This window comes from Pseudomonas khavaziana, from assembly GCF_036704165.1.
Lineage (GTDB): Bacteria > Pseudomonadota > Gammaproteobacteria > Pseudomonadales > Pseudomonadaceae > Aquipseudomonas > Aquipseudomonas khavaziana.
The window spans coordinates 4,386,803-4,412,430 of the sequence record NZ_CP129946.1 but is presented as its reverse complement, the minus strand read 5'-3'; the positions used below and the strand labels follow the sequence as shown (position 1 = coordinate 4,412,430).

The 25,628-nt window shown below is 60.8% G+C and carries 21 protein-coding genes and 4 tRNA genes; 19 read left to right on the top strand and 6 right to left on the bottom strand.

Features of this window, described 5'->3' with window-relative positions; all coding sequences use genetic code 11:
- Positions 1 to 102: 102 nt before the first annotated feature.
- On the bottom strand, positions 103 to 1,032 hold the full coding sequence (locus tag QYQ93_RS19545; RefSeq protein WP_043047522.1) for a DNA/RNA non-specific endonuclease: 930 nt from the start codon (positions 1,030 to 1,032) through the stop codon (positions 103 to 105).
- A 135-nt stretch (positions 1,033 to 1,167) separates the two neighbouring features.
- On the opposite strand from QYQ93_RS19545, the gene QYQ93_RS19540 reads away from it, so the two are divergent.
- A complete protein-coding gene (locus QYQ93_RS19540; RefSeq protein ID WP_043047521.1) occupies positions 1,168 to 2,229 on the top strand; it encodes a M4 family metallopeptidase in 1,062 nt (353 codons plus the stop codon).
- Between the two features lie 28 nt (positions 2,230 to 2,257).
- Positions 2,258 to 2,563 (top strand): protealysin inhibitor emfourin, encoded by a 306-nt coding sequence (locus QYQ93_RS19535; protein ID WP_043047520.1) that lies wholly within the window; start codon positions 2,258 to 2,260, stop codon positions 2,561 to 2,563.
- 47 nt (positions 2,564 to 2,610) lie between these two features.
- On the opposite strand, the gene QYQ93_RS19530 is transcribed toward QYQ93_RS19535, so the two are convergent.
- Positions 2,611 to 4,002, bottom strand: a complete 1,392-nt coding sequence (locus tag QYQ93_RS19530) for an aldehyde dehydrogenase family protein (protein WP_043047519.1) — start codon at positions 4,000 to 4,002, stop codon at positions 2,611 to 2,613.
- Between the two features lie 103 nt (positions 4,003 to 4,105).
- Between QYQ93_RS19530 and ptrR the strand changes: the two genes are divergently transcribed.
- Positions 4,106 to 4,978: a putrescine utilization regulator PtrR gene (ptrR, locus tag QYQ93_RS19525; protein ID WP_043047643.1), complete on the top strand. Its 873-nt coding sequence runs from the start codon at positions 4,106 to 4,108 to the stop codon at positions 4,976 to 4,978.
- A 107-nt stretch (positions 4,979 to 5,085) separates the two neighbouring features.
- On the opposite strand, the gene QYQ93_RS19520 is transcribed toward ptrR, so the two are convergent.
- Both QYQ93_RS19520 and QYQ93_RS19515 read right to left on the bottom strand, forming a co-directional pair.
- The gene (locus tag QYQ93_RS19520; RefSeq protein WP_043047518.1) at positions 5,086 to 5,295 is read right to left on the bottom strand and encodes a hypothetical protein; all 210 of its coding nucleotides are present in this window, start codon (positions 5,293 to 5,295) and stop codon (positions 5,086 to 5,088) included.
- A gap of 98 nt (positions 5,296 to 5,393) precedes the next feature.
- Positions 5,394 to 6,590, bottom strand: a complete 1,197-nt coding sequence (locus QYQ93_RS19515) for an amino acid aminotransferase (RefSeq protein WP_043047517.1) — start codon at positions 6,588 to 6,590, stop codon at positions 5,394 to 5,396.
- 343 nt (positions 6,591 to 6,933) lie between these two features.
- Between QYQ93_RS19515 and uvrB the strand changes: the two genes are divergently transcribed.
- The 11 genes from uvrB to QYQ93_RS19460 all read left to right on the top strand — a co-directional run bounded on the left by uvrB (position 6,934) and on the right by QYQ93_RS19460 (position 15,749).
- A complete protein-coding gene (gene uvrB / locus QYQ93_RS19510) occupies positions 6,934 to 8,949 on the top strand; it encodes an excinuclease ABC subunit UvrB (protein WP_043047516.1) in 2,016 nt (671 codons plus the stop codon).
- A 200-nt stretch (positions 8,950 to 9,149) separates the two neighbouring features.
- Positions 9,150 to 10,631 carry a glutamate--tRNA ligase gene (gene gltX, locus QYQ93_RS19505; RefSeq protein ID WP_043047515.1) on the top strand — a complete coding sequence of 494 codons (1,482 nt, stop codon included), beginning with the start codon at positions 9,150 to 9,152 and terminating at the stop codon, positions 10,629 to 10,631.
- A gap of 147 nt (positions 10,632 to 10,778) precedes the next feature.
- Positions 10,779 to 10,854: transfer RNA gene (locus tag QYQ93_RS19500), tRNA-Ala, on the top strand.
- Between the two features lie 78 nt (positions 10,855 to 10,932).
- A tRNA-Glu gene (locus tag QYQ93_RS19495) sits at positions 10,933 to 11,008 on the top strand.
- 50 nt (positions 11,009 to 11,058) lie between these two features.
- Positions 11,059 to 11,134: transfer RNA gene (locus QYQ93_RS19490), tRNA-Ala, on the top strand.
- A 78-nt stretch (positions 11,135 to 11,212) separates the two neighbouring features.
- Positions 11,213 to 11,288 (top strand) — tRNA-Glu (locus QYQ93_RS19485).
- 182 nt (positions 11,289 to 11,470) lie between these two features.
- Positions 11,471 to 12,010, top strand: a complete 540-nt coding sequence (locus QYQ93_RS19480) for a TetR/AcrR family transcriptional regulator (RefSeq protein WP_043051277.1) — start codon at positions 11,471 to 11,473, stop codon at positions 12,008 to 12,010.
- 14 nt (positions 12,011 to 12,024) lie between these two features.
- Positions 12,025 to 12,855: an alpha/beta hydrolase gene (locus QYQ93_RS19475; RefSeq protein WP_338477278.1), complete on the top strand. Its 831-nt coding sequence runs from the start codon at positions 12,025 to 12,027 to the stop codon at positions 12,853 to 12,855.
- Between the two features lie 38 nt (positions 12,856 to 12,893).
- Positions 12,894 to 13,328 carry an acyl-CoA thioesterase gene (locus tag QYQ93_RS19470; protein WP_005789778.1) on the top strand — a complete coding sequence of 145 codons (435 nt, stop codon included), beginning with the start codon at positions 12,894 to 12,896 and terminating at the stop codon, positions 13,326 to 13,328.
- A gap of 55 nt (positions 13,329 to 13,383) precedes the next feature.
- On the top strand, positions 13,384 to 14,346 hold the full coding sequence (locus QYQ93_RS19465) for a tRNA dihydrouridine synthase (RefSeq protein ID WP_043051276.1): 963 nt from the start codon (positions 13,384 to 13,386) through the stop codon (positions 14,344 to 14,346).
- A gap of 458 nt (positions 14,347 to 14,804) precedes the next feature.
- Complete coding sequence (locus QYQ93_RS19460; protein WP_235387867.1) at positions 14,805 to 15,749, top strand: CsgG/HfaB family protein; 945 nt, start codon at positions 14,805 to 14,807, stop codon at positions 15,747 to 15,749.
- Positions 15,750 to 15,752: 3 nt separating this feature from the next.
- Here the strand turns inward: QYQ93_RS19460 and QYQ93_RS19455 are convergent, their stop codons facing one another.
- Positions 15,753 to 19,031, bottom strand: a complete 3,279-nt coding sequence (locus QYQ93_RS19455) for a sensor domain-containing protein (protein WP_338475282.1) — start codon at positions 19,029 to 19,031, stop codon at positions 15,753 to 15,755.
- A 66-nt stretch (positions 19,032 to 19,097) separates the two neighbouring features.
- Positions 19,098 to 19,988, bottom strand: coding sequence for a LysR family transcriptional regulator (locus tag QYQ93_RS19450; RefSeq protein ID WP_043051274.1), 891 nt, complete (start codon positions 19,986 to 19,988; stop codon positions 19,098 to 19,100).
- A gap of 140 nt (positions 19,989 to 20,128) precedes the next feature.
- Here QYQ93_RS19450 and leuC point away from each other — a divergent pair, with 140 nt between their 5' ends.
- From leuC to asd, 5 genes are all read left to right on the top strand, one after another.
- Positions 20,129 to 21,547, top strand: coding sequence for a 3-isopropylmalate dehydratase large subunit (gene leuC / locus QYQ93_RS19445; RefSeq protein WP_338475281.1), 1,419 nt, complete (start codon positions 20,129 to 20,131; stop codon positions 21,545 to 21,547).
- Between the two features lie 10 nt (positions 21,548 to 21,557).
- On the top strand, positions 21,558 to 22,202 hold the full coding sequence (gene leuD, locus QYQ93_RS19440; protein ID WP_014719160.1) for a 3-isopropylmalate dehydratase small subunit: 645 nt from the start codon (positions 21,558 to 21,560) through the stop codon (positions 22,200 to 22,202).
- Positions 22,203 to 22,333: 131 nt separating this feature from the next.
- Complete coding sequence (locus tag QYQ93_RS19435; protein WP_338475280.1) at positions 22,334 to 23,098, top strand: class I SAM-dependent methyltransferase; 765 nt, start codon at positions 22,334 to 22,336, stop codon at positions 23,096 to 23,098.
- 54 nt (positions 23,099 to 23,152) lie between these two features.
- Positions 23,153 to 24,235, top strand: a complete 1,083-nt coding sequence (leuB, locus tag QYQ93_RS19430) for a 3-isopropylmalate dehydrogenase (RefSeq protein ID WP_021491199.1) — start codon at positions 23,153 to 23,155, stop codon at positions 24,233 to 24,235.
- Positions 24,236 to 24,299: 64 nt separating this feature from the next.
- Positions 24,300 to 25,412 carry an aspartate-semialdehyde dehydrogenase gene (gene asd / locus QYQ93_RS19425; RefSeq protein ID WP_003192554.1) on the top strand — a complete coding sequence of 371 codons (1,113 nt, stop codon included), beginning with the start codon at positions 24,300 to 24,302 and terminating at the stop codon, positions 25,410 to 25,412.
- The last annotated feature ends 216 nt before the right edge of the window (positions 25,413 to 25,628 follow it).

Sequence of the window (25,628 nt, the reverse complement as noted above, 5' to 3'; positions counted from 1 at the left end):
CGAGCTTGCTCGCGAAGGTCGTCAACGATGACGCGGGGAACCTGATGCTCCGCGGTGCGCTCAGGTGCTTCGCGAGCAAGCTCGCTCCTACAGAGGAATGGCTCAGAGTCGTATGTCTTGGGGGCCGCGAATCAGCGCCTCGATGCGCGTTCCTGTGGCGCGTTCTTCATTGCTGAACCCGTCATAGTCGGCCAGGTTGGCGAAGCGGATGCCGGTCAGTTGCTCGATATGGATCACGCTGCGCTGGTAGGTGCGAAGCTGGCCGAACACCAGGTCGAGCTGCCCCAGCTCACGGCTTTGGTCGATCATGTAGGCGCTGGCGGAGGGTTTGCCGTCGTCGCTGAGGTAAGCCACGACTTTCCAGAACGCCTTGGGGATTTTCACCCCACGATAAAGTCGGTCGTCATCGGCGAATACCGGGCCGGTAAACACCGTGGCCCGGGCTTCCCAGCGTTGGGTGTTGTCAAGAATGTAGTCTTCGAGTTCCAGCCAGGTCTTCTGGTTGAAGCCGCTCATTTGCGGCGAGCAGTTGGTGAAGTGGAAGGTGTCGAAGTTGGCGGTGTTGGCCTCGTCGCCCCAGTTGGGGTCCTGGCGCCGCACCAGGTGGCCGCGGTCCAGGCCATTGCCGGCGTAGAGGTCTTCACCTACCTGCGCATCCAGGGGCAGGCGACCATCGTAGGCCCAAGTGTCGTTGCTGCGCGTGATGTCCACATGCTTTGAACCGTCGATATTCACCCCCACGTAGAGCGCCAGTCGTCGGGAGCGCGACATAGTGATGGAGAAATGCGTGTAGTCCAGGCGCTTGGGTTGCACGTCGCCCGCCAGTGGCTGGTCAACCGTGGGCCATGGCACCACGAAGTCGTTGAGGAAGTCGTCGGCATAGCCAGCGCGGTTTTTGAGGTCCGTGGCCGCGGTGACGCGCGGCGTCGCGGTTCTGGCTTCCAGCAGGGTGGGGCTGAGCGCGACCAATGGGCGCAGGTCAGCAAGCCTGGGGCGGTGGGAAAGGTCGATTTTGGCTGTGCGGGCGGGCATGGGCATGTTCCTTATGGGCCTCGGATAAACACCACTGCAACACAAACTCATGACAATTTGGCCCAGGTGGCGAACACAGGGCTATCCTGAAACCGCTACCCGGACGTTCATCACACGCCAAAAAGGAGCCAGCTTATGTGTGTTCGCCAGCCGCGCAACCCGATTTTCTGTCTGATCCCACCCTACATGCTCGACCAGATCGCCCGCCACGGGGATAAAGCCCAACGGGAAGTCGCATTACGCACTCGCGCCAAGGACAGCACGTTCCGCTCGTTGCGCATGGTCGCTGTACCCGCCAAGGGCCCAGCCCGCATGGCGTTGGCCATGGGAGCCGAGAAACAGCGCTCGATCTACAGCGCTGAAAACACCGACAGCCTGCCTGGCAAGCTGATCCGCGGCGAAGGGCAACCGGCCAGTGGCGATGCCGCGGTGGACGAAGCCTATGACGGCCTGGGCGCCACCTTCGATTTTTTTGACCAGGTGTTCGACCGCAACTCCATCGACGATGCCGGCATGGCCCTGGACGCCACGGTGCACTTCGGCCAGGACTATAACAACGCGTTCTGGAATTCGAGCCAGATGGTCTTCGGCGACGGTGACCAGCAACTGTTCAATCGCTTCACCGTGGCGCTCGACGTGATTGGCCATGAGTTGGCCCATGGCGTTACCGAGGATGAGGCCAAGCTGATGTACTTCAACCAGTCCGGCGCGTTGAACGAGTCGCTGTCCGACGTGTTCGGCTCACTGATCAAGCAGTATGCGTTGAAGCAAACCGCCGAGGAGGCTGATTGGCTGATTGGCAAAGGGCTGTTTACCAAAAAGATCAAGGGCACCGCCCTGCGCTCGATGAAAGCGCCAGGCACTGCGTTTGATGACAAGCTGCTGGGCAAAGACCCACAGCCTGGGCACATGGATGATTTTGTGCAAACTTATGAGGACAATGGCGGGGTGCATATCAATTCCGGCATTCCCAACCACGCGTTCTATCAGGTGGCGACCCGGATTGGCGGGTTCGCCTGGGAGCGTGCAGGGCGTATCTGGTATGACGCATTGCGCGATTCGCGGTTGCGACCGAACTCGGGGTTCCTGCGTTTTGCGCGTATTACCTATGATGTGGCCGGGCGTCTTTACGGCGCGAACAAGGATGAACAGAAAGCGGTCAAGGAGGGGTGGAAAGCCGTGGGCATCAATGTTTGACCAGCCGCTTGGGCGGCGAGGAACAGCCATGCGAATCTCAATCAAGGAAAGCGGTGGGCCGGCGTTTTTTCCGGGGCTGGCCAAGCCGCGTACGGTAGAGCTGGAGAAGTTACCCGAGCCGGACCAGCAGGAATTGCGGCAACTGATCGAAGCTGCGGATTTTTTTCAGTTGCCACAAAGCACCGTGCCCGAAGCCGGTAACCCCGGCCGAGTGCACTACACCCTGACAGTGGTGGAGGGCGAGCGCGAGCACACGGTCTGTGTGCTCGCGCCGGTGAAGTCGCAGGCGCTGGAAGGGTTGGTGCAATGTGTGCGACGGCACATCCGCAGTTGATGCAGGACTCGGGGTGCTGCGCAGCCAGCGCAGCCGCCCCTGTCTGGCTATTTGCGATCCAGCCACACTGTCTGCGCATTGCAGAACTCGCGTACGCCGAAGTGCGACAGCTCGCGGCCGAAGCCGCTTTTCTTCACGCCGCCAAACGCCACCCGAGGGTCCGACACGCTGAACGCGTTGACGAATATCCCGCCTGTGTCCAATTGGTCGGCAATATCGCGGGCCTTCGCTGAGTCGGTGGTGAAGATGCTGGCGGTGAGGCCAAACTCGCTGTCATTGGCCAGGGCCACGGCATGCTCGGCATCGCGGGCGGTGATGATCGACGCCACGGGGCCAAACAATTCCTGCTTGAACGAGGTCATCTGGTCGGTGACGTCGGCCAATACGGTCGGTTCGTAGTAGTTGCCCGCGCCTGGGACTTTGTTGCCGCCCAGCAGCAGGGTCGCGCCTTCCTCCAGGGTCGCCTGGACCTGGCCGTGCAGTTCGTCGCGCAGGTCGAAGCGGGCCATGGGGCCGATATAGGTAGTGGTCGAGGTCGGCTCGCCCATCACCAGGGCACGACTGGCCTCAAGGAATTTGGCGGTGAAGGCTTCAACCACACCGGCTTCGATGATCAGGCGCTTGGCAGCGGCGCAGACTTGGCCGCTGTTCTGGAAGCGGCCGATCACGGCGGCTTGCACGGCGGCGTCGAGGTCGGCGTCGTTGAGCACGATAAGTGGGTCGGAGCCGCCCAGTTCCAGCACGCATTTCTTCAGCGCGGCCCCGGCCTGGGAACCGATGGCGATACCGGCGCGCACGCTGCCAGTGAGGGTCACGGCGGCGATGCGTGGGTCGGCGATGGCGCTGGACACGCCGTCCTGGGTCACGTTGATCACTTCGAACACGCCTTCAGCGAAACCGGCTGTGCGCAACGCTTGCTGGATCAGGTAGGCGCTGCCCATCACGTTCGGCGCGTGTTTGAGCACGTAGGTGTTGCCGGCAAGCAAGGTCGGCACGGCGCCGCGCAGCACCTGCCAGACCGGGAAGTTCCACGGCATCACCGCGAGGATCGGGCCCAGCGGGCGGTATTCGATCCGGGCGCTGCCGTTGTCCACCAGTGTCGGCTCCGGGGTGAGCATGGCCGGGCCGTGGGCGGCGTACCATTCGTTGAGTTGGGCGCATTTTTCGATCTCGGCGCGGGCCTGGGCGATGGGCTTGCCCATTTCCAGGGTGATCATTTGCGCCATGGCTTCGGCTTGCCCGCGCAAGGCGGCGGCCAGGGCCAGCAGCAATTCTGCGCGCTGACTGACCGGCTGGCGGCGCCAAGTGCGGTACGCGCTGGCCGAACGGGTGAGGGCGGCGTCCAACTGCGCCGCAGTTTCATAGGCGTAGCTGGCGACTGTTTCGCCGTTGGCGGGGTTGATCGACAAGGCGTGGGTCTGGTGGGTCATTGCGTTCATGGCACCGTCCGGCTGAATAAGTGGAATGGGACCAGCGTACGGGGCTGTATCTTTTCTGGAAACTGAATAATATTAAGCAATACGTTCACGATTGGAGAATGAAGTGGATCTGGTGCAGCTGGAAATTTTCAAGGCCGTTGCCGAGCAAGGCAGCATCAGCGCTGCCGCGCAGCTGATTCATCGGGTGCCGTCAAACCTCACCACGCGCATCAAGCAATTGGAACAGGACCTGGGCGTGGAGTTGTTTATCCGCGAGAAAAGCCGTTTGCGCCTGTCCCCGGCCGGTTGGAATTTCCTCGGTTATACGCGGCGTATTCTCGACCTGGTGCAAGAGGCCCGCGCTACGGTGGCGGGGGAGGAGCCCCAAGGTGCGTTTGCCCTGGGCTCCCTGGAGAGCACGGCGGCGGTGCGCATCCCCGCCTTGCTCGCGGCGTATAACCAGCAGTACACCAAGGTCGAGCTGGACCTGAGCACGGGGCCGTCGGGCACCATGATCGAAGGCGTGTTGTCCGGGCGCCTGACTGCGGCTTTCGTCGATGGGCCAGTGCTGCATTCCACCCTGGAAGGCGTGGCGGTGTTCGAAGAGGAGATGGTGGTGATTGCGCCGCTGCATCACGCGCCGATCACCCGTGGGCAGGATGTAACTGGCGAAAACATCTATACGTTTCGCTCCAACTGTTCGTACCGGCACCACTTCGAGCGCTGGTTCTCACAGGATGGCGCGATGCCGGGCAAGATCTTCGAGATCGAGTCCTACCACGGCATGCTCGCCTGCGTCAGCGCCGGGGCCGGGCTGGCGCTGATGCCGCGCAGCATGCTTGAGAGTATGCCGGGGTGTGCGGCGGTGAGTGTGTGGCCGCTCAGTGATACATTCCGCATCCTCAATACCTGGCTGATCTGGCGGCGGGGCACGGTGTCACAGAGCCTGAACAGTTTCGTAAAACTGCTGGAAGAACGCAATCTGCCAGCATCCTAGATCAAATGTGGGAGGGGGCTTGCTCCCGATAGCGGTGGGTCAGTCAGCTTATGCCCAGCTGACCCACTGCAATCGGGAGCAAGCCCCCTCCCACATTTTGTTCTTCATCAGCCGCCGAATTGGAAGGTGCCCATGGCCAATTTGGCCATGATCGCCGTCGCACCCAGTTGCACCAGCCACAACGCCAAACCACCGAGGAACACCCCCAGCGCCACTTGCAGCACCAAGCTCTTCTGGCGTTTGGCTTGCGGCGCACGTGGGGCGTAGTCGTGCAATTCGTCACGGTCGGCACGCAGGTCCAGGTCGTCGTTTCTCATAGGGCTCTCACAGCAAAGGGGCGGTCAAGGTTCAGTCTAGGGGCTGGACACAAAAAAGGGGAAGCCATGGCTTCCCCTTCTGTGCAACGCCAGCAGGTTTACAGCACCTGAACGATTGCTTGTGTGACCGCACCAATGTTCGACTGGTTCAGCGCCGCCACACAGATACGCCCGGTATCCAGTGCATAGATGCCAAACTCGGTGCGCAGGCGGGTGACTTGCTCAACGGTCAGGCCGGAGTAGGAGAACATCCCACGCTGGCGACCGACGAAGCTGAAATCATGACCTGGAGCCGCCTTGGCCAGCTCAGCCACCATCTGTTCGCGCATGCCGCGGATGCGCAAGCGCATTTCAGCCAGCTCGGCTTCCCACTGGGCACGCAGTTCAGGGTTGTTCAGCACAGCTGCAACGATGGCCGCGCCGTGGGTCGGCGGGTTGGAGTAGTTGGTGCGGATCACACGCTTGACCTGAGACAGGATGCGCGCGCTTTCTTCCTTGGACTCGCTGACAATCGACAGCGCGCCCACGCGCTCGCCGTACAGGGAGAACGACTTGGAGAACGAGCTGGACACAAAGAAAGTCAGGCCCGATTCAGCGAACAGACGTACGGCAGCGGCGTCTTCGTGGATGCCATCGCCGAAGCCCTGGTAGGCCATGTCGAGGAACGGCACCAGGTTCTTGGCCTTGACCACCTCCAGCACGTTTTGCCAGTCGGCCGGGCTCAGGTCGACGCCGGTCGGGTTGTGGCAGCAGGCGTGCAGCACCACGATGGACTGTGGCGGCAGGGCGTTGAGGTCTTCGAGCAGGCCGGCACGGTTGACGTCGTGGGTGGCAGCGTCGTAGTAGCGGTAGGTCTGCACCGGGAAACCGGCTTTTTCGAACAGCGCCTGGTGGTTTTCCCAGCTCGGGTCGCTGATGGCGACCACGGCATTGGGCAGCAATTGCTTGAGAAAGTCTGCGCCGATTTTCAGCGCGCCAGTGCCGCCTACCGCTTGGGCGGTGATCACGCGGCCAGCGCTGAGCAGGGGGGATTCAGCGCCGAACAACAGCTTTTGCACCGCCTGGTCGTAGGCCACGATGCCGTCGATCGGCAAGTAGCCTCGGGCGGCGTGTTGCGCCACGCGAATGGCTTCCGCTTCGGCAACGGCACGCAAGAGTGGAATTTTCCCCTCCTCGTTGCAGTAAACGCCCACGCCAAGATTGACCTTGGTGGTTCGTGTGTCGGCGTTGAATGCTTCGTTGAGGCCCAGGATTGGATCGCGTGGTGCCATTTCGACAGCGGAAAACAGGCTCATTTTTGCGGCAGCTCTATGGGGGAAGGGAGGGACGTGTCGCGCTCCAGCCGAATGCACTAGAGCGGTGCACAAACGGGGAGCTAGTATAGAGGCCATCACCGCTTAGGGCGACAACCGAAACGGCTTTTCGGCCATGTTTTTCGGTTTATTTGTTGACCGTTAGTCTTATTGCAACATTGAAGGCAAAGGTCATGTAGGACGATAGCCTTGAAACCCATCACATTCGTCTCCACTTCTACAGCTATCATGGTTTTTTCCTGCAACCGGCGATGATTAATCGCGGGTTGCTGAGCTATTTCGTCCCTGGCGGTGTTGAGTCTGGGGTGACTACACGAGGTACGTTATGTCGGATTTCCAGCTCGTCACCCGTTTTGAACCCGCCGGCGATCAACCGGAAGCCATTCGCCTGATGGTCGAAGGCATCGAGGCCGGTCTGTCCCATCAGACGCTGCTTGGGGTGACCGGTTCAGGCAAGACCTTCAGCATCGCCAACGTCATCGCCCAGATCAACCGCCCGACCCTGGTGCTGGCGCCGAACAAGACCTTGGCCGCGCAGCTGTATGGCGAGTTCAAGGCGTTCTTCCCGAACAACGCGGTGGAGTACTTCGTTTCCTACTACGACTACTACCAGCCCGAAGCCTACGTGCCGTCCTCCGATACCTTTATCGAGAAGGATGCATCGATCAACGACCATATCGAGCAGATGCGGCTGTCGGCGACCAAGGCTTTGCTGGAGCGCAAGGACGCGATCATCGTCACCACGGTGTCGTGCATCTACGGCCTGGGCAGCCCGGAAACCTATCTGAAGATGGTGCTGCACGTCGACCGTGGCGACAAACTCGACCAGCGCGAACTGCTGCGGCGCCTGGCGAGCCTGCAGTACACCCGCAATGACATGGACTTCGCCCGCGCCACCTTCCGGGTGCGCGGCGATGTGATCGACATCTACCCGGCGGAATCCGACCTGGAAGCGATTCGCATCGAACTGTTCGACGATGAAGTCGAAAGCCTGTCGGCCTTCGATCCGTTGACCGGCGAAGTGATCCGCAAGTTGCCACGCTTCACTTTCTACCCGAAAAGCCACTACGTGACCCCCCGGGAAACCCTGATGGGCGCCATCGAGGGTATCAAGGTCGAGCTGGCCGAGCGCCTGGAATACCTGCGTTCCAACAACAAACTGGTGGAAGCCCAGCGCCTGGAGCAGCGCACCCGCTTTGACCTGGAGATGATCCTGGAGCTGGGCTACTGCAACGGCATCGAAAACTACTCGCGCTACCTTTCGGGTCGCGAGTCCGGTGCGCCGCCGCCAACCCTCTACGATTACCTGCCGCCAGACGCCTTGCTGGTGATCGACGAGTCCCACGTCAGCGTGCCGCAGGTGGGCGCGATGTATAAGGGCGACCGTTCGCGTAAAGAGACCCTGGTGGAATACGGTTTCCGCCTGCCATCGGCGCTGGATAACCGGCCGATGCGCTTCGACGAGTGGGAGGCCATCAGCCCGCAGACCATCTTTGTGTCCGCCACGCCCGGTAACTATGAAGCCGAGCATGCTGGCCGCGTGATCGAGCAACTGGTGCGTCCGACTGGCCTGGTGGACCCGGAAATCGAAATCCGCCCGGCGCTGACCCAGGTCGATGACTTGCTCTCGGAGATCAACAAACGTGTCGCCCTCGAAGAGCGCGTACTGGTCACCACCCTGACCAAGCGCATGTCCGAAGACTTGACCGACTACCTGGCCGACCACGGTGTGCGCGTGCGCTACCTGCACTCGGACATCGACACCGTGGAGCGCGTGGAGATCATCCGCGACCTGCGCCTGGGTACCTTCGATGTGCTGGTGGGGATCAACCTGCTGCGCGAAGGCCTGGACATGCCGGAAGTGTCGCTGGTGGCGATTCTGGATGCGGACAAGGAGGGCTTCCTGCGCTCCGAACGCTCGCTGATCCAGACCATCGGCCGGGCGGCGCGTAACCTCAATGGCCGGGCGATTCTCTACGCGGACCGCATCACCGGCTCTATGGAGCGGGCGATTGGCGAGACCCAGCGGCGTCGCGACAAGCAGATCGCGTTCAACCTGGAAAACGGCATCATCCCCAAAGGCGTGTTCAAGGACGTTGCCGACATCATGGAAGGCGCCACCGTGCCCGGCTCGCGCAGCAAGAAGCGCAAGGGCATGGCCAAGGCTGCCGAAGAGAGCGCCAAGTACGAGAACGAACTGCGCTCGCCGAGTGAGATCACCAAGCGCATCCGCCAGTTGGAAGAGAAGATGTACCAGTTGGCGCGCGATCTTGAGTTCGAGGCGGCGGCACAGACGCGCGATGAGATTGGCAAGTTGCGTGAGCGGTTGCTGACGGTCTGATTTGCGCTGGCTTTACTGGCCTCATCGGGGGCAAGTCGAATCGTCGCACCGCCCCTCCCACATGTTGATTTGTGAATACAGTCAAATGTGGGAGGGGCTTGCCCCCGATGGCCACGCCGCGGTTTTCCAGAAATCCCCCAGGCTGTTACCATTCGCCCCTTGCTTCAATTTTCAGTTTTATCGCCCATTCGAGACCTGCCATGACCACCGTCCGCACGCGCATTGCGCCATCGCCTACTGGGGATCCCCACGTCGGTACTGCCTACATCGCCTTGTTCAACTACTGCTTTGCCAAGCAGCATGGCGGTGAGTTCATCCTGCGGATCGAAGACACCGACCAACTGCGTTCCACCCGTGAGTCCGAGCAGCAGATTTTCGACGCCTTGCGCTGGCTGGGCATTACCTGGGCGGAAGGTCCGGACGTCGGCGGGCCCCACGGCCCGTATCGCCAGAGCGAGCGCAGCGACATCTACAAGCAGTACACCCAGCAACTGGTCGACATGGGCCACGCCTTCCCGTGCTTCTGCACCGCCGAAGAACTGGACCAGATGCGCGCCGAGCAACAGGCCCGTGGCGAAACCCCGCGCTACGATGGCCGTGCATTGCTGTTGTCCAAGGAAGAAGTGGCTGCGCGCCTGGCCGCCGGTGAGCCTCACGTCATTCGTATGAAAGTGCCGAGCGAAGGCGTGTGCGTGGTGCCGGACATGCTGCGCGGCGACGTCGAGATCCCGTGGGACCGCATGGACATGCAAGTGCTGATGAAGACCGACGGCCTGCCGACGTACTTCCTGGCCAACGTGGTCGACGATCACTTGATGGGCATCACCCACGTACTGCGTGGCGAAGAGTGGCTGCCGTCGGCGCCGAAGCTGATCCTGCTCTACGAGTACTTTGGCTGGGAACAACCGCAGCTGTGCTACATGCCGCTGCTGCGTAACCCGGACAAGAGCAAGCTGTCCAAGCGCAAGAACCCGACGTCGGTAACCTTCTATGAGCGCATGGGCTTTATGCCTGAGGCGATGCTCAACTACCTGGGCCGCATGGGCTGGTCGATGCCGGACGAGCGTGAGAAGTTCTCGCTGCAGGAAATGGTCGATAACTTCGACCTGTCCCGCGTGTCCTTGGGCGGGCCGATCTTCGATATCGAGAAGCTGTCGTGGCTCAATGGCCAGTGGCTGCGTGACCTGCCGGTGGAAGAGTTCGCCAGCCGTGTGCAGCAGTGGGCGTTGAACCCTGAGTACATGATGAAGATCGCGCCATTGGTGCAGGGCAGGGTAGAGACCTTCAGCCAGGTCGCACCGTTGGCCAGTTTCTTCTTTGCCGGTGGTGTGAACCCGGATGCCAGGCTGTTTGAATCGAAGAAGCTTTCGGCTGACCAGGTTCGCCAACTGATGCAGTTGATCCTGTGGAAGCTCGAAAGCCTGCGCCAGTGGGAGAAGGACGCAATCACTGCGACGATCCAGGCGGTGGTGGAATCCCTAGAGCTGAAACTGCGCGACGCCATGCCCCTGATGTTTGCCGCGATCACCGGGCAGGCCAGTTCGGTGTCGGTGCTCGATGCGATGGAAATCCTTGGGCCGGACCTGACTCGTTTCCGTCTGCGCCAAGCCCTTGATTTGCTTGGTGGTGTGTCGAAGAAAGAAAACAAGGAATGGGAAAAACTGCTGGGCGCCATCGTGTAATCAGGCCGCTGCAGTGACAAAACCCCGGTTTTCCGGGGTTTTGTCGGTAAGTGATTGTTATCCCGGCAAAAAATTTTGGAAAATGTTGAAAATAAATTTGACACCTTTCCAAACCGCCATTAAGATTCGCCCCGTCCTCACCGATGAGGGGCTATAGCTCAGCTGGGAGAGCGCTTGCATGGCATGCAAGAGGTCAACGGTTCGATCCCGTTTAGCTCCACCAATCTACAGGTTCAAGGTCTGGCCACACCGTCCTTGAATCGATCAGGTCTCAGCCCTGATCAGTTGTACAGAAGGTTTTGTCCCCTTCGTCTAGTGGCCTAGGACACCGCCCTTTCACGGCGGTAACAGGGGTTCGAGTCCCCTAGGGGACGCCAGTTTCAACAAGCAGCTCGCAAGGTCTGCTGCGCCGCGAGGCGAAAAATCCGGGGCTATAGCTCAGCTGGGAGAGCGCTTGCATGGCATGCAAGAGGTCAACGGTTCGATCCCGTTTAGCTCCACCAATTTACAGGTTCAAGGTTTGGCCACACCGGCCTTGAATCGATCAGGACTCAGCCCTGATCTATGTACAGAAGGTTTGTGTCCCCTTCGTCTAGTGGCCTAGGACACCGCCCTTTCACGGCGGTAACAGGGGTTCGAGTCCCCTAGGGGACGCCACGATTACCCGCTCTGCGGGATTTTTAAGGGTCATTCAATTATTGAATGGCCCTTTTGTTTGTCTGGCGTTTGGCCAATCCTCTCCCTGATCCCATCCCTGTGTACTGACCAATGGTCATGCCGGTCGCTTGCCAAATATTATTATGGTAATAATATTCAACCCATGAGAGACGGAGGCAAGTATGAGCGATAAAAAAGCCCAGACCCGCGAGCGTATTTTGCAGGCTGCCAGTGCAGCATTGATCCAGCGTGGCCCGGCTGAGCCGAGCGTGGGCGAAGTCATGGGGGCGGCGGGGCTGACGGTCGGTGGTTTCTATGCGCACTTTGAAAGCAAGGACGCCTTGATGCTCGAGGCGTTCACCCAGCTGTTGGCCAAGCGTCGTGCGTCCATTGACGACATTGATTCGCAGCTGACCGGTGAGGAGCGCAGGGCACTGGTGGCGGCCTTTTATCTGTCACGCAAGCACCGCGACTCCACCACCCAGGCCTGCCCGATCCCGGCGACGGTGGGCGAGATGAGCCGCCTGCCCGATGAATTCCGCCAGGCCCTGAGTGAGCACTGTGAACTGATGGCTGCGCAGTTGGCCGCCAGCCCTGAGGACACTGACAAAGCCCTGGCGGACATGGCGCTGATGATCGGCGGCCTGGCTTTGGCCCGTGCCCTTGGCCCGGGTGAGTTGTCTGACCGTGTGCTGCGTGCCGCCAAGTCGGCCGTACGCTAGGGGAGGGCTGGATGATGGCCACGTTAACCTGGCTTCGTCGCTTCAACGGCACCCTGGGGCATCTGGCGCCGCAAACCGTGGCCAACAGGATGCGACGTGTGTTCATGACGCCGCGTGATCTGCCGCCACGAGCCTGGGAGCTGCCGCTGTTGGCGCAGTCGGAGCGCATTACTCTGCGCTTTGGCTTATCCGCCCTGCGCTGGGGCCAGGGCCCTGCGGTGTTGTTGATGCACGGCTGGGAAGGTCGGCCCACGCAGTTCGCCAGCTTGATCACTGCGTTGGTGGACAACGGTTATTCAGTGATTGCCCTCGATGGTCCCGCCCACGGCCGTTCACCGGGGCGTGAAGCCCATGTGCTGTTGTTTGCCCGCGCCATGCTCGAGGCCGCTGCCGAGTTGCCGCCGCTGCACGCGGTAATCGGCCATTCCATGGGCGGCGCCAGTGCGATGCTGGCGGTGCAACTGGGGCTGCGTACCGAGGCGTTGGTGAGTATTGCCGCGCCGTCGCGTTTTCTGGATGTGCTGCGCGGCTTCACCCACATGGTCGGTTTGCCGGCGCGGGCGCGGGCGGCGTTTATCCGGGAGGTGGAACTGACGTTCGGCATGCCGCTCAAGCATCTGGATGTGGCTCACTACCAGATGAATATCCCCGGCCTGATCGTGCATGCCGAAGACGACACCTTCGTGCCGGTCAAGGCGTCGCAAGCCATCCATGAGGCGTGGTTCGACAGCCGTCTGTTGCGTCTGGAGGCCGGCGGGCATCAGAAAGTGCTGGCCGACCCAAGGGTGATCGATGCGGTACTCGTGCTGTTGGCTGGCCGCCTACAGGAACGGCAAATCGCCTGATACACTGCCCCGCCGACATTAATCGACTGGAGCAAGGCATGGGCTGGGACCTGGCAACGCCGTTTATCATCGATCTGCAGGTCGCGCCAGAGGACATCGACGGCCTCGGGCACGCCAATAACGCGGTGTACGTGTCCTGGCTGGAGCGTTGTGCCTGGCGCCATTCTCAGCGCCTGGGGCTGGACCTCACCGAGTACCGGCGCCTGGATCGTGCCATGGCCGTGGTGCGCCACGAGATCGATTACCTGGCGGCCGGCTATGAAGGCGATGAGTTGCAACTGGCCACCTGGATCGTTGATTGGGACCAGCGCCTGAAAATGACCCGTCGTTTCCAGCTGGTACGCCCCCGTGATGGCGCGACCCTGCTGCGTGCGCAAACCACCTTTGTGTGCATCGAGCTGTCCAGCGGCAAGCCCAAGCGTATGCCCGCCGAGTTTATTGAAGGTTATGGCCCCGCCCTGACCGGGGGTTAACGGTTACCGCAGGAAACCCAGTAAACTGCGCCACGATTTTTGTTGAGTGTTTTCCATGCAAATTGCCTTGGCGCCCATGGAGGGGTTGGTCGACAACATCCTGCGGGACGTGCTGACCCGCGTGGGCGGTATTGACTGGTGCGTGACCGAGTTCATCCGCGTCAACGACCGCCTGCTCACCCCTGCCTATTTCCATAAGCTCGCTCCGGAGCTGCTGCACGGTGCCCACACGGCGGCAGGTGTGCCGCTGCGTGTACAACTGCTTGGCTCCGACCCGGTATGCCTGGCGGAAAATGCCGCACTGGCCTGCGAGTTGGGCTCGCAAGTCATCGACTTGAACTTCGGTTGCCCGGCAAAGACCGTGAACAAATCCCGTGGTGGTGCGGTGCTGCTCAAGGAGCCGGAACTGCTCAACCAGATTGTCGAACACGTGCGTCGCGCGGTGCCTGCCCACATTCCGGTCACCGCCAAGATGCGCCTGGGCTTCGACAGCCCGGACGGCGCGCTGGTGTGCGCCACGGCCCTGGCCGAGGGTGGTGCTGCGCATATCGTGGTGCACGCGCGCACCAAGGCCGATGGCTACAAGCCGCCGGCCCATTGGGAATGGATCCCGCGGGTGCAGGAAGTGGTCAAGGTGCCGGTGTTCGCCAATGGTGATATCTGGAGCGTCGAAGACTGGAAGCGTTGTCGCGAAATCAGTGGTGCCGAAGACATCATGCTCGGCCGTGGCCTGGTGGCTCGCCCTGACCTGGCACGGCAGATCGTAGCCGCGAAGGCGGGCGAGGACGTGGTCGAAATGACCTGGGCGCAGATGCAGCCAATGCTCCAGGAATTCTGGCGTCAATCGGTGGCACAACTGACTGAAAAGCAGGCGCCCGGCCGCTTGAAGCAATGGCTGGCGATGCTGACCCGTAACTACCCGCAGGCGGTGGAACTGTTCACGGCCCTGCGCCGTGAGACGCAATTGGAGCAGGTCAGTCGCCTGTTGGGCATGCAGCACCCCGTCACATTGAATTGAATCATTAATTAAGTTTTATATTTACCTGATAGGGCTCCAGTTGAGCCCTATCTTTCTCGTGCGCGAAATACCATAAAAACTCAGCTTGAAGTTGCTCGAATATTATCGGGTATTTACATGTAAGCAGTTTATTAACGTATGTAAGGATTGAGCTTGGTCAGCAGCAGCTTGGCGCAAGGGCTCAATGGGCGCAGGCAGGGAGTGGCGTCCTTGAGTACGTGTAGGTGTGGTTATATGAGAAACGATTTCGGGAACTCGATAGGCGGATTCTCCACGAATAGATGGACTGGGTGACGCTGTTGTTTCCAGTTCATAAAAATCAAATCAATACCCGCACTGGAACAGGGGCGCAAGAGCGCCCCGAGGCTGTGTATGCGCGGGCTGGTTTAAAATTTTAAGAAAAGCAGGCACCTTCGGCGACGTGTGTATTCGTGGGATGCCTGTGTGTGGAGAAGTATATGTCTATCCATTCAATTAATAATATTGCGCGTCTTGTAGATTTCAATAAGTTTGGTCCTCTGCTTGAGGCAAGTAATGAATCACGCCCGACACTATGGGGTGACAGTGGGCGTGTTAAACGCAATGTAAGTTTTCCTGTTGATACGGTGTCGGAAAGCAAAATCGAAACTGGCACGTTGCCGGAAGTTCTTACTGCGTTGCGTTCAATTTCTTTTCAGTTACAAGAATTGATATCTGATCGAAGAGAACGGGCCCGGGTACGTCCTGATGCACCTGCTCCTTCCGTAAAAGTTACCCCGCAGGTGACGCCAGAACCTGTCGCCCCCAAACCAGGTGCTGCACTGGAAATCCAGGGGCTTTCCAGCAAGCGAAATGGCGCCAAGCCTGACAACATCTGGAGCGGGTTTCGTCAGGGCCCCGATGGCAACTGTGTGACGGTATCGGCCATCAAGGCGGCGATGTATCGATTTGGTCAGAGCCCCACGGATATTTTCAAGGAAGTGACCAAAACCAGTAACGGCTACCAAGTGGTCATGCGGGATGACTTCCAGCTCACCCTGACCGACCGTGAGCTCGCCGAAGGGGCGAGAGCTGCGCGGTTTGTCGGCGCCGATAAGGGGATGCTCAAGGATGCGCAGTTCTTGTTTGCGGTCAGTGCCAAGCGTGCGCAGATGGAAAACAATGATCGTACGGCGGGCCGAAGCTTCCAGGCGGCGATCCGCAGTTTGAATAATGGCGAGGACGAGACCGGGCCGGGTGAAGGGTTCATGCGGCTGGGGTTGAAGAAGCATATGAAAAAGGTTTCTGTACGCGACCTTGCCAATGGGCAACTGGGTATGTGTAACCGGGCCATGCATTCGGTGGCGGTCATCAATGGCCGCGAAGAATTATGGGGGCGCCAAGGTTCGGCCCCCACGCGAGGTCAGGCCGTAGCGCTGATCTGATCGCTACTCCAGCAGCCGCCTGAACCCCTCTATCGGTAACGGCCGGCTGTGCAAATAACCCTGGAATAAATGGCAGCCCAACTGCTGCAGGAACGCCAGTTGTTCCGGGGTTTCCACGCCCTCGGCAATCACCTCCAGGTTCAAGCTGCGCGCCATGGCCACAATGGCGCGGATGATTTCCGCATCATTCGGGTCGTGGGTGGCATCGCGTACGAACGACTGATCGATTTTCAATGCATCCACCGGCAGGCGCTTGAGGTAGGTCAGGGATGAATAGCCGGTGCCGAAATCATCCATCGCGAAGCTCACGCCTAGCTTTTTCAGGCGGCGCATCTTCGCCACGGTATCGTCAAGGTTCTGGATGACAATGCCTTCGGTGATCTCCAGTTTCAGCAGACTGAAGGGCAGTTGGTGCTGTTTGAGGCTGCGTTCCACCCGTTCCACGAAATCATTCTGGCGAAACTGCCGCGGGCTGATGTTCACGCACAGGCTGAAATTGAGCGGGTCCACCAGGCCGTCGGCAATCAATTGTGCGAAGGCGCCGCAGGCTTCATCGAGAATCCAGGTGCCGACTTCCAGGATCAGGCCGCTGTCTTCCAATACCTTGATAAATTCCGTTGGCGACTGCGCGCCCAGTTGCGGATGCTGCCAGCGCACCAGGGCCTCGGCGCCGATAATCCTGTTGCCGCGCGCGTCTACTTGCGGTTGGTAATGCACGCTGAACTCGCCGCGTGACAAGGCCAGGCGCAGGTCGGTTTCCATACGCAGACGTTCGCTGGCGGTTTTTTGCATGCTGTTGTGGAACATCTGCGTGGTATTGCGCCCTGAGTCCTTGGCGCGGTACAGGGCGATGTCAGCGCGCTTGAGCAGGTCGGCCGGTGTGCTGCCATGGTCGGGAATCAGCGCCACACCGATGCTGGGCGTGACCTGCAGCCGATGGCCGTCGAGGAACATCGGTTCCGAAAGCAACTCGCGCAGGGTGTCGGCCAATGCTTGCACCTGGCTGCTGACGGCCTGGCGCGAACCCTCCAGGCCGCTGAGCAGCACCACGAACTCATCGCCGCCCAGGCGTGCCACGGTGTCTTCCATGCGTACGCTGGCTTCCAGGCGTGCGGTGACAATTTTTAGTACGGTGTCGCCCACCGGATGGCCGAGGGAGTCGTTGATGTGCTTGAAGTGGTCGAGGTCAAGAAACAACAGGGCGCCGCGCAAGTTGTGGCGCTTGAGCAAGGCGATCTGCTGGCTCAGGCGATCCATCAGCAGCGCACGGTTGGGCAGGTTGGTGAGCGGGTCGTGGTACGCCAGGTGACGGATCTGCGCCTGGGCGTTTTTCAACAGGCTGACGTCCCTTGCGGTCAGCAGCAGACATGGGGTTTCATTCAAGGTGATCGGCTCAACCGAAACCTCCACCGCCAACACCTCGCCGCGTTTGTTGTGCCAGAGCATTTCCAGATGATGAATGCGGCCCTTGACCTGCAACTCGGCCAGTAGGGCGGAGCGCTGGTTTTCATCGGCCCAGATGCCGATCTGGTAGAGGGTCAGGCCGATCACTTCCTCGGTGCGGTAACCGGTCAGGCGGCAAAAACCATCATTGACCTCCACATAACGGCCGCTGTCGCGTTCGGTGATGGAAATCGCGTCGGGGCTGGAGTGGAATGCCTTGGCGAATTTCTCTTCACTGGCCTTGAGTGCGGCTTCCGAGCGTTGCTGCTGGGTGATATCGCGCAGCGTGGTGACGATGCACGACTGGTCGCTGACCTTGATCAAGCGGCTGGAAATCACGCAGGTCAGGCTTTGGCCGTCCTTGTGATGCACTACGACGGCTACGTTGCTCAGGGCCTGTTCGCGAATCACCTGCTCGATGCGTTGCAGACGCTTGCTGGACTCGTCCCACAGGCCGATCTGTTCGGCGCTTTTGTCGATCACTTCGGCGGCGGTAAAGCCGAAGGTCTGGGTGAACGCGGGGTTGATCTCGATAAAGGCGCCGCTGTCCAGGTCGGTCACGCAGATCGGGTCGGGGCTGGCCTGGAACAAGCTGGCGAATTTTTCTTCGGAGGCTGTGAGCCGTTGCTCGCGCTCGACCTGGTCGGTGATATCCAGCAACGTGCCGGCCATGCGCAAGGGGTGGCCGGACTCGTCGCGATACAGGCGGGCACGGCTTTCCAGGTAGCGTGGGCTGCCGTCCTCCATCAGCACGCGATAGGTCAACTGATAGTTGCCACCCGGACCTTCGCGCAAGCTGCGGTAGGCGTTGCGCATGCCCTCGCGGTCTTCATCGGACATGCCTTCGAAAAACGCATCGAAGGATTCGTGGAACGGTGCGGGGTCCAGGCCGTGCAGTTGGGCGGCACGGGCCGAGCCGTAAAGCATGCCGCTGGGTATGTGCCAGTCCCAGGTGCCCAGCTGTGCCGAGTCCAGGGCCAGGTCCAGGCGTTCCTGGCTGTCCTTGAGCGCTTGTTCGGCATTTTTGCGCTCTGTGGTGTCGAGGAACGTGCTGATCAGGTAGGCCTCGCCGTCCAGCTCGACCTTCTGGGCGCTGAGCGTGCCATCGTGGATCTGGCCGTTGCTGGCGCAGAACTGCACCTCCATGGTCATGGGCTCGCCCTTGCGCTGGGTGGCCTTGACCAGCAGTGCGCGTTGTTCAGGGTCGCGCCACAAGCCCAGCTCCAGGGTGGTACGGCCAATGGCGTCGGCCACCGGCCAGCCGAACAGCATTTCGAAGTACTGGTTGGCCTCGCTGATCAAACCGTCGGCCTGGCGCGTCAGCAGCACCATGTTCGGGCACAGGTGGAACAGCGTGGCGAAGCGCTTTTCTGAATGACTGAGCGCGTATTCGCGTTCGCGCTGGTGAGTGATCTCACGAATCACTCCGATCATGCGGCGGCGACCTGCTTTGTCTGGCGCCAGGCTGCCGCTGATCTCCAGCCAGTGCAGGCTGCCATCGGGCCACTGGATGCGGTGGTGCATGGCGCGCTCGAATGGCTCCCCGGCGAGTACCGCGTGAAAACCGCGTATCACGCGGGTTCGGTCTTCCGGTGCGAGCAGATCGAGATAGTCGAGGTCCTTGGGCAGCGGCTGGCGAGGATCAAAGCCAAATAACGCCTGGGTGCCCCGTGACCAACTGATTTTTCCCGTATCGATTTCCCAGCACCAGGCACCCAGCCGGGCGGCATTGAGGGCCGCCAGCAATTGCGGGGCGCTGTCCCAGCTTTGCTCCGCCGCTTGAGGGTCCAGGGCGTAGATGCGGGGGAGGGGGGGCATCGGGTCGACGGGATTGCGCATTGTCAAAGGGCCTTGGCTCGTTGGGAAAACAGCGCGGTAGTAGTTAGAACCCGGGGCCGCACGGTGTCATGCCGGTAACCCTGGCAGATCGACCTGTGCATCCAATAGGCTCATGAAGGCCCGCGCAGCGTTCGACAGCGTCCTTTCGGTGTGCACGATATAGCCTAGCTGGCGACTGAGCTGTATGCCCGGCAAAGCGATACTTGCCACCTGGTCATCGAGCATGGTGCGCGGCAACACGCTCCAGGCCAGGCCGATGGAGACCATCATCTTGATGGTTTCCAGGTAATTGGTGCTCATGGCGATATTCGGCGCAAGGCCCTGGGCCTCGAACAACCGGCTGACAATGTGGTGGGTGAAGGTATTGCCCCCGGGGAACACTGCCGGGTGCGCGGCGATATCGGCCAGGCTGATGGAGCCGTTGCTGATCAGGCTGTGTTCGGGAGCCACCACGAAATCCAGCGGGTCATCCCAGACCGGCGTGGCGCGCACCAGGTTGTGCGGTTCGGGCGCCAGGGTAATCACTGCCACTTCGGCACGACCGTGGAGGATCTCTTCGTAGGCCACTTCCGAATCCAGAAACTGAATATCCAATGCCACGTTCGGGTATTGCCGCGTGAAGGTGCGCAGGATCGGCGGCAGACGGTGCAGGCCTATATGGTGGCTGGTGGCCAGAGTGAGTCGCCCGCTGACTTCGCCGGTGAGGTTGGTCAGGGCGCGACGGGTGTCGTCCAGCACATTGAGGATCTGATAGGCGCGAGGCAGCAAGGCTCGCCCGGCTTCGGTCAAACCCACTTCACGGCCCAGGCGATCGAACAGACGCACCTTCAGTTGTTGTTCCAGGCCGGCGATACGTTTGCTGATGGCCGGTTGGGTCAGGTGCAGGCGTTCGCCGGCACCCGAGAAACTGCCGGTTTCAGCGATGGCAATAAAGGCGTTGAGGTTGGCCAGGTCCATGGTGCTATTCCAGTTGGTAATCCAAAGCATAAAAAATATGAATTTGAGTTATTTAATGTAGCGCCATACCATCAGCCTCACAAGCCAAAGGGTTATTGAAAAGCCCGGCGTATAGAAGCACCGCTGATGAGGACCGACTGATGGCCGGCAAAACGCTTTACGACAAGCTTTGGGATTCCCATGAAGTGAAACGTCGCGATGATGGATCGTCGCTGATCTATATCGACCGTCACATCATCCATGAAGTGACCTCGCCCCAAGCGTTTGAAGGCCTGCGACTGGCCGGGCGCAAGCCCTGGCGCGTCGACTCGATCATCGCCACTCCGGATCACAACGTGCCGACCACGCCTGAGCGCAAGGGCGGTATCGAAGCCATTGCCGACCAGGTCTCGCGTTTGCAGGTACAGACCCTCGACGACTACTGTGACGAATATGGCATCACCGAATTCAAGATGAATGATGTGCGTCAAGGCATCGTCCACGTCATCGGCCCGGAGCAGGGTGCGACCTTGCCGGGCATGACCGTGGTCTGCGGCGACTCCCACACCTCCACCCACGGTGCGTTCGGCGCCCTGGCCCATGGCATCGGCACTTCCGAGGTGGAGCATGTGTTCGCCACCCAGTGCCTGGTGGCCAAGAAGATGAAGAACATGCTGGTGCGCGTCGAAGGCACCTTGCCGTTTGGCGTGACCGCCAAGGACATCGTGCTCGCCGTGATCGGCAAGATCGGCACCGCAGGTGGCAACGGCCATGCCATCGAGTTTGCCGGCAGCGCGATTCGCGACCTGTCCATCGAAGGCCGCATGACCATCTGCAACATGTCCATCGAAGCCGGTGCGCGCGTGGGCATGGTGGCGGCGGACGAGAAAACTGTCGAGTACGTCAAAGGCCGCCCATTTGCCCCGCAAGGTGCTGACTGGGATGCCGCCGTCGAAGCCTGGAAAGACCTGGTCTCCGACGCCGATGCGGTGTTTGACACCGTGGTCGAACTCGATGCCACGCAGATCAAGCCGCAAGTCAGTTGGGGCACCTCGCCGGAAATGGTCCTGGCGGTTGACCAGAACGTGCCGGACCCGGCGAAAGAGGCTGACCTGGTCAAGCGTGGCTCCATCGAGCGCGCCTTGAAGTACATGGGCTTGAAAGCCAACCAGGCGATTACCGACATCCAGCTGGATCGCGTATTCATTGGTTCCTGCACCAACTCGCGGATCGAAGACCTGCGCGCCGCGGCACTGATCGCCAAGGGGCGCAAGGTTGCCTCGACCATCAAGCAAGCCATCGTGGTGCCAGGTTCCGGTCTGGTCAAAGCCCAGGCCGAAGCTGAAGGCCTGGACAAGATCTTCCTCGAAGCCGGTTTTGAATGGCGTGAGCCGGGCTGCTCGATGTGCCTGGCAATGAATCCCGACCGCCTGGAGTCGGGCGAGCATTGCGCGTCCACTTCCAACCGTAACTTTGAAGGGCGTCAGGGCGCCGGTGGCCGTACCCACCTGGTCAGCCCGGCCATGGCTGCCGCGGCGGCCGTCAACGGTCGTTTCATCGACGTTCGCGAATTGATCTGAGGAATACCCGATGAGAGCTTTTACCCAACACACAGGCCTTGTCGCGCCGTTGGACCGTGCCAACGTGGACACCGACCAGATCATCCCCAAGCAGTTCTTGAAGTCGATCAAACGCACCGGTTTCGGCCCCAACCTGTTCGATGAGTGGCGCTACCTGGACGTGGGCTATGCCTACCAGGACAACTCCAAGCGCCCGCTGAACAAAGACTTTGTGCTCAACGCCGAGCGTTACCAGGGCGCCAGCGTGTTGCTGGCCCGGGAAAACTTCGGCTGCGGCTCCAGCCGTGAGCACGCGCCGTGGGCCCTGGAGGAATACGGCTTTCGCAGCATTATCGCGCCGAGCTATGCCGACATCTTCTTCAACAACAGCTTCAAGAACGGCCTGTTGCCGATCATCTTGAGCGACGCCGAAGTGGATGAGCTGTTCCAGCAGGTGGAAGCCAATGTGGGCTACCAGTTGACGGTGGACCTGGCCGCGCAGACCGTGACCCGTCCGGATGGCAAGGTGTATCACTTCGAGGTGGATGCGTTCCGTAAGCATTGCCTGATCAACGGCCTGGACGATATCGGCCTGACCTTGCAGGACGGCGATGCGATTGCGGCGTTTGAAACCAGGCACCGGGCGAGTCAGCCTTGGTTGTTTCGCGATGCATAGATTGATGTAGGCAGGGCCGCCGCTATCGGGAGCAAGCCCCCTCCCACAGGGGAACGCATTCCAAATGTGGGAGGGGGCTTGCTCCCGATAGGGCCAGAACAAACACCACAAGGTCCATTGAGGAATCCCCCATGACCACCACCGCCCACACCCAAGTCGTGCAAAAGCAATTCGGCGAACAAGCCTCGGCCTGCCTGAGCAGTGCCGTGCACGCCCAGGGCACCGAATTCGCACTGCTACAGGCCGAACTGGCCGGGCAGGGCGCTGCACGACTGTTGGACCTGGGCTGCGGCGCTGGTCATGTCAGCTTCCAGGTGGCGTCTCTGGTCAAAGAAGTGGTGGCCTACGACCTGTCCCAGCAGATGCTCGATGTGGTTGCCGCGGCTGCGGTTGATCGCGGCCTGGACAATATCCGTACGGTAAACGGCGCTGCCGAGCGCTTGCCCTTCGCCGAAGGTGAGTTCGACTTCGTGTTCAGCCGCTACTCGGCCCACCATTGGAGCGACCTCGGCCTGGCCCTGCGCGAAGTGCGCCGGGTGCTCAAGCCGGGTGGCGTGGCGGCGTTTGTCGATGTCTTGTCACCGGGCAGCCCATTGCTGGACACTTACCTGCAAACCGTCGAAGTGCTGCGCGACACCAGTCACGTGCGTGATTACTCCGCCGCCGAGTGGATGCAGCAACTCAGCGAGTCCGGTCTGCATGTGCGCAACAGCAGCCGCCAGCGTCTGCGGCTGGAATACACCTCGTGGGTCGAGCGCATGCGCACGCCAGAGGTGTTGCGCACGGCAATCCTTGAGCTGCAACAGGCGATGGGCCAGGAAGTGCGTGATTACTACGAAATACAGGCCGACGGCACCTTCAGCACCGACGTGCTGGTGGTGTTCGCCGAACGCTGATTGGATTTTTCCCGACCTGCCCGCGGGCGGGTCGCTTGATGAAATGAGGAACGCATGAGCAAGCAGATTCTGATTCTCCCTGGCGACGGTATTGGCCCGGAAATCATGGCCGAAGCGGTCAAGGTCCTGGAATTGGCCAACAGCAAGTACAGCCTGGGCTTCGAGCTGAGCCACGACGTGATCGGCGGCGCTGCCATCGACAAGCACGGCGTGCCCCTGGCCGACGAAACCCTGGACCGCGCCCGTGCGGCGGACGCCGTGCTGCTCGGCGCCGTGGGCGGGCCGAAATGGGACAAGATCGAGCGTGACATCCGCCCTGAGCGCGGCCTGCTGAAAATCCGTGCGCAACTGGGCCTGTTCGGCAACCTTCGCCCGGCGATCCTCTACCCGCAACTGGCTGACGCGTCGAGCCTCAAGCCGGAAGTGGTAGCGGGCCTGGATATCCTCATCGTGCGTGAGCTGACCGGCGGTATCTATTTTGGCTCGCCACGGGGCGTGCGCGAGCTGGAAAATGGCGAGCGCCAGGCCTACGACACCCTGCCGTACAGCGAGAGCGAAATCCGCCGTATTGCCCGGGTCGGTTTCGACATGGCTCGCGTGCGTGGCAAGAAGGTCTGTTCGGTGGATAAGGCCAACGTACTGGCCTCCAGCCAGCTGTGGCGCGAAATCGTCGAAGAGGTCGCCAAGGACTATCCGGACGTCGAACTGAGCCACATGTACGTCGACAACGCCGCCATGCAACTGGTGCGCGCACCCAAGCAGTTCGACGTGATCGTCACCGACAACCTGTTCGGCGATATCCTCTCCGACCAGGCCTCGATGCTCACCGGTTCCATCGGCATGCTGCCGTCGGCGTCCCTGGACACCAACAACAAGGGCATGTACGAGCCGTGCCACGGTTCGGCGCCGGATATCGCAGGCCAGGGCATTGCCAACCCGTTGGCGACCATTTTGTCGGTGTCGATGATGCTGCGTTACAGCTTCAACTTGAGTGAAGCGGCGGACGCGATCGAGAAAGCCGTCAGCCTGGTGCTGGACCAGGGCCTGCGTACCGGTGACATCTGGTCCCAGGGTTGCACCAAGGTCGGTACGCAAGAAATGGGCGACGCAGTAGTCGCCGCGCTGCGGAATCTGTAATCTCTCGGGCCCGCTTGCAGTTGTTGCTGCAAGGCGGCCCACTTTTTAACAAGGTGTAGTTGCGATGAAACGTGTAGGTCTGATCGGTTGGCGCGGTATGGTCGGTTCCGTGCTCATGCAGCGGATGCTGGAAGAGCAGGATTTCGATCTTATTGAGCCGGTGTTTTTCACCACTTCGAACGTAGGTGGCCAAGGGCCGTCCGTGGGCAAGGATATCGCCCCGCTCAAAGACGCCTACAGCATTGAAGAGTTGAAGAGCCTCGACGTGATCCTGACCTGCCAGGGTGGCGACTACACCAGCGAAGTCTTCCCCAAGTTGCGCGAAGCCGGCTGGCAGGGCTACTGGATCGATGCCGCCTCGAGCCTGCGCATGCAGGACGACGCAGTGATCATCCTGGACCCGGTCAACCGCAAGGTCATCGACCAGCAACTGGATGCCGGCACCAAGAACTACGTCGGCGGCAACTGCACGGTCAGCCTGATGCTGATGGGCCTGGGCGGCCTGTTCGAGGCTGGTTTGGTCGAGTGGATGAGCGCCATGACCTATCAGGCGGCCTCCGGTGCCGGCGCGCAGAACATGCGTGAACTGATCAAGCAGATGGGCGCGACCCACGCTGCGGTCGCCGATCAACTGGCCGACCCGGCCAGCGCGATCCTCGACATCGACCGCCGTGTGGCCGAAGCCATGCGCAGCGATGCCTACCCCACCGAAAACTTTGGCGTGCCATTGGCCGGCAGCCTGATCCCGTGGATCGACAAGGAACTGCCCAACGGCCAGAGCCGCGAAGAGTGGAAGGCCCAGGCCGAGACCAACAAGATCCTCGGTCGCTTCAAGAACCCGATCCCGGTGGACGGCATCTGCGTGCGTATCGGCGCCATGCGTTGCCACAGCCAGGCGCTGACCATCAAGCTGAACAAAGACGTGCCGATCGCCGATATCGAAGGGCTGATCAGCCAGCACAACCCTTGGGTCAAGCTGGTGCCGAACAACCGCGATATCAGCATGCAGGAGCTGAGCCCGACCAAGGTCACCGGCACCCTGAATGTGCCGGTGGGCCGCTTGCGCAAGCTGAACATGGGCAGCCAGTTCCTTGGCGCGTTCACCGTCGGCGACCAACTGCTGTGGGGCGCGGCTGAGCCGTTGCGTCGCATGTTGCGGATCTTGCTGGAGCGTTGATCGCTTGAGGTAGTAAGAGAAACCCGCGTTCTGGTGGCAGGCGCGGGTTTTTTGTTGGTCTTTCGGGCCCAATCGGGGGCAAGCCCCCTCCCACATTTGAATGCGTTCATACATCAACATGTGGGAGGGGGCTTGCTCCCGATAGCGCCATCAGCCCCACCACAAGGCCCAGGCTAATTGCCTCACCCCCAACCACCCGGTAAAGTGCCGCTCCCC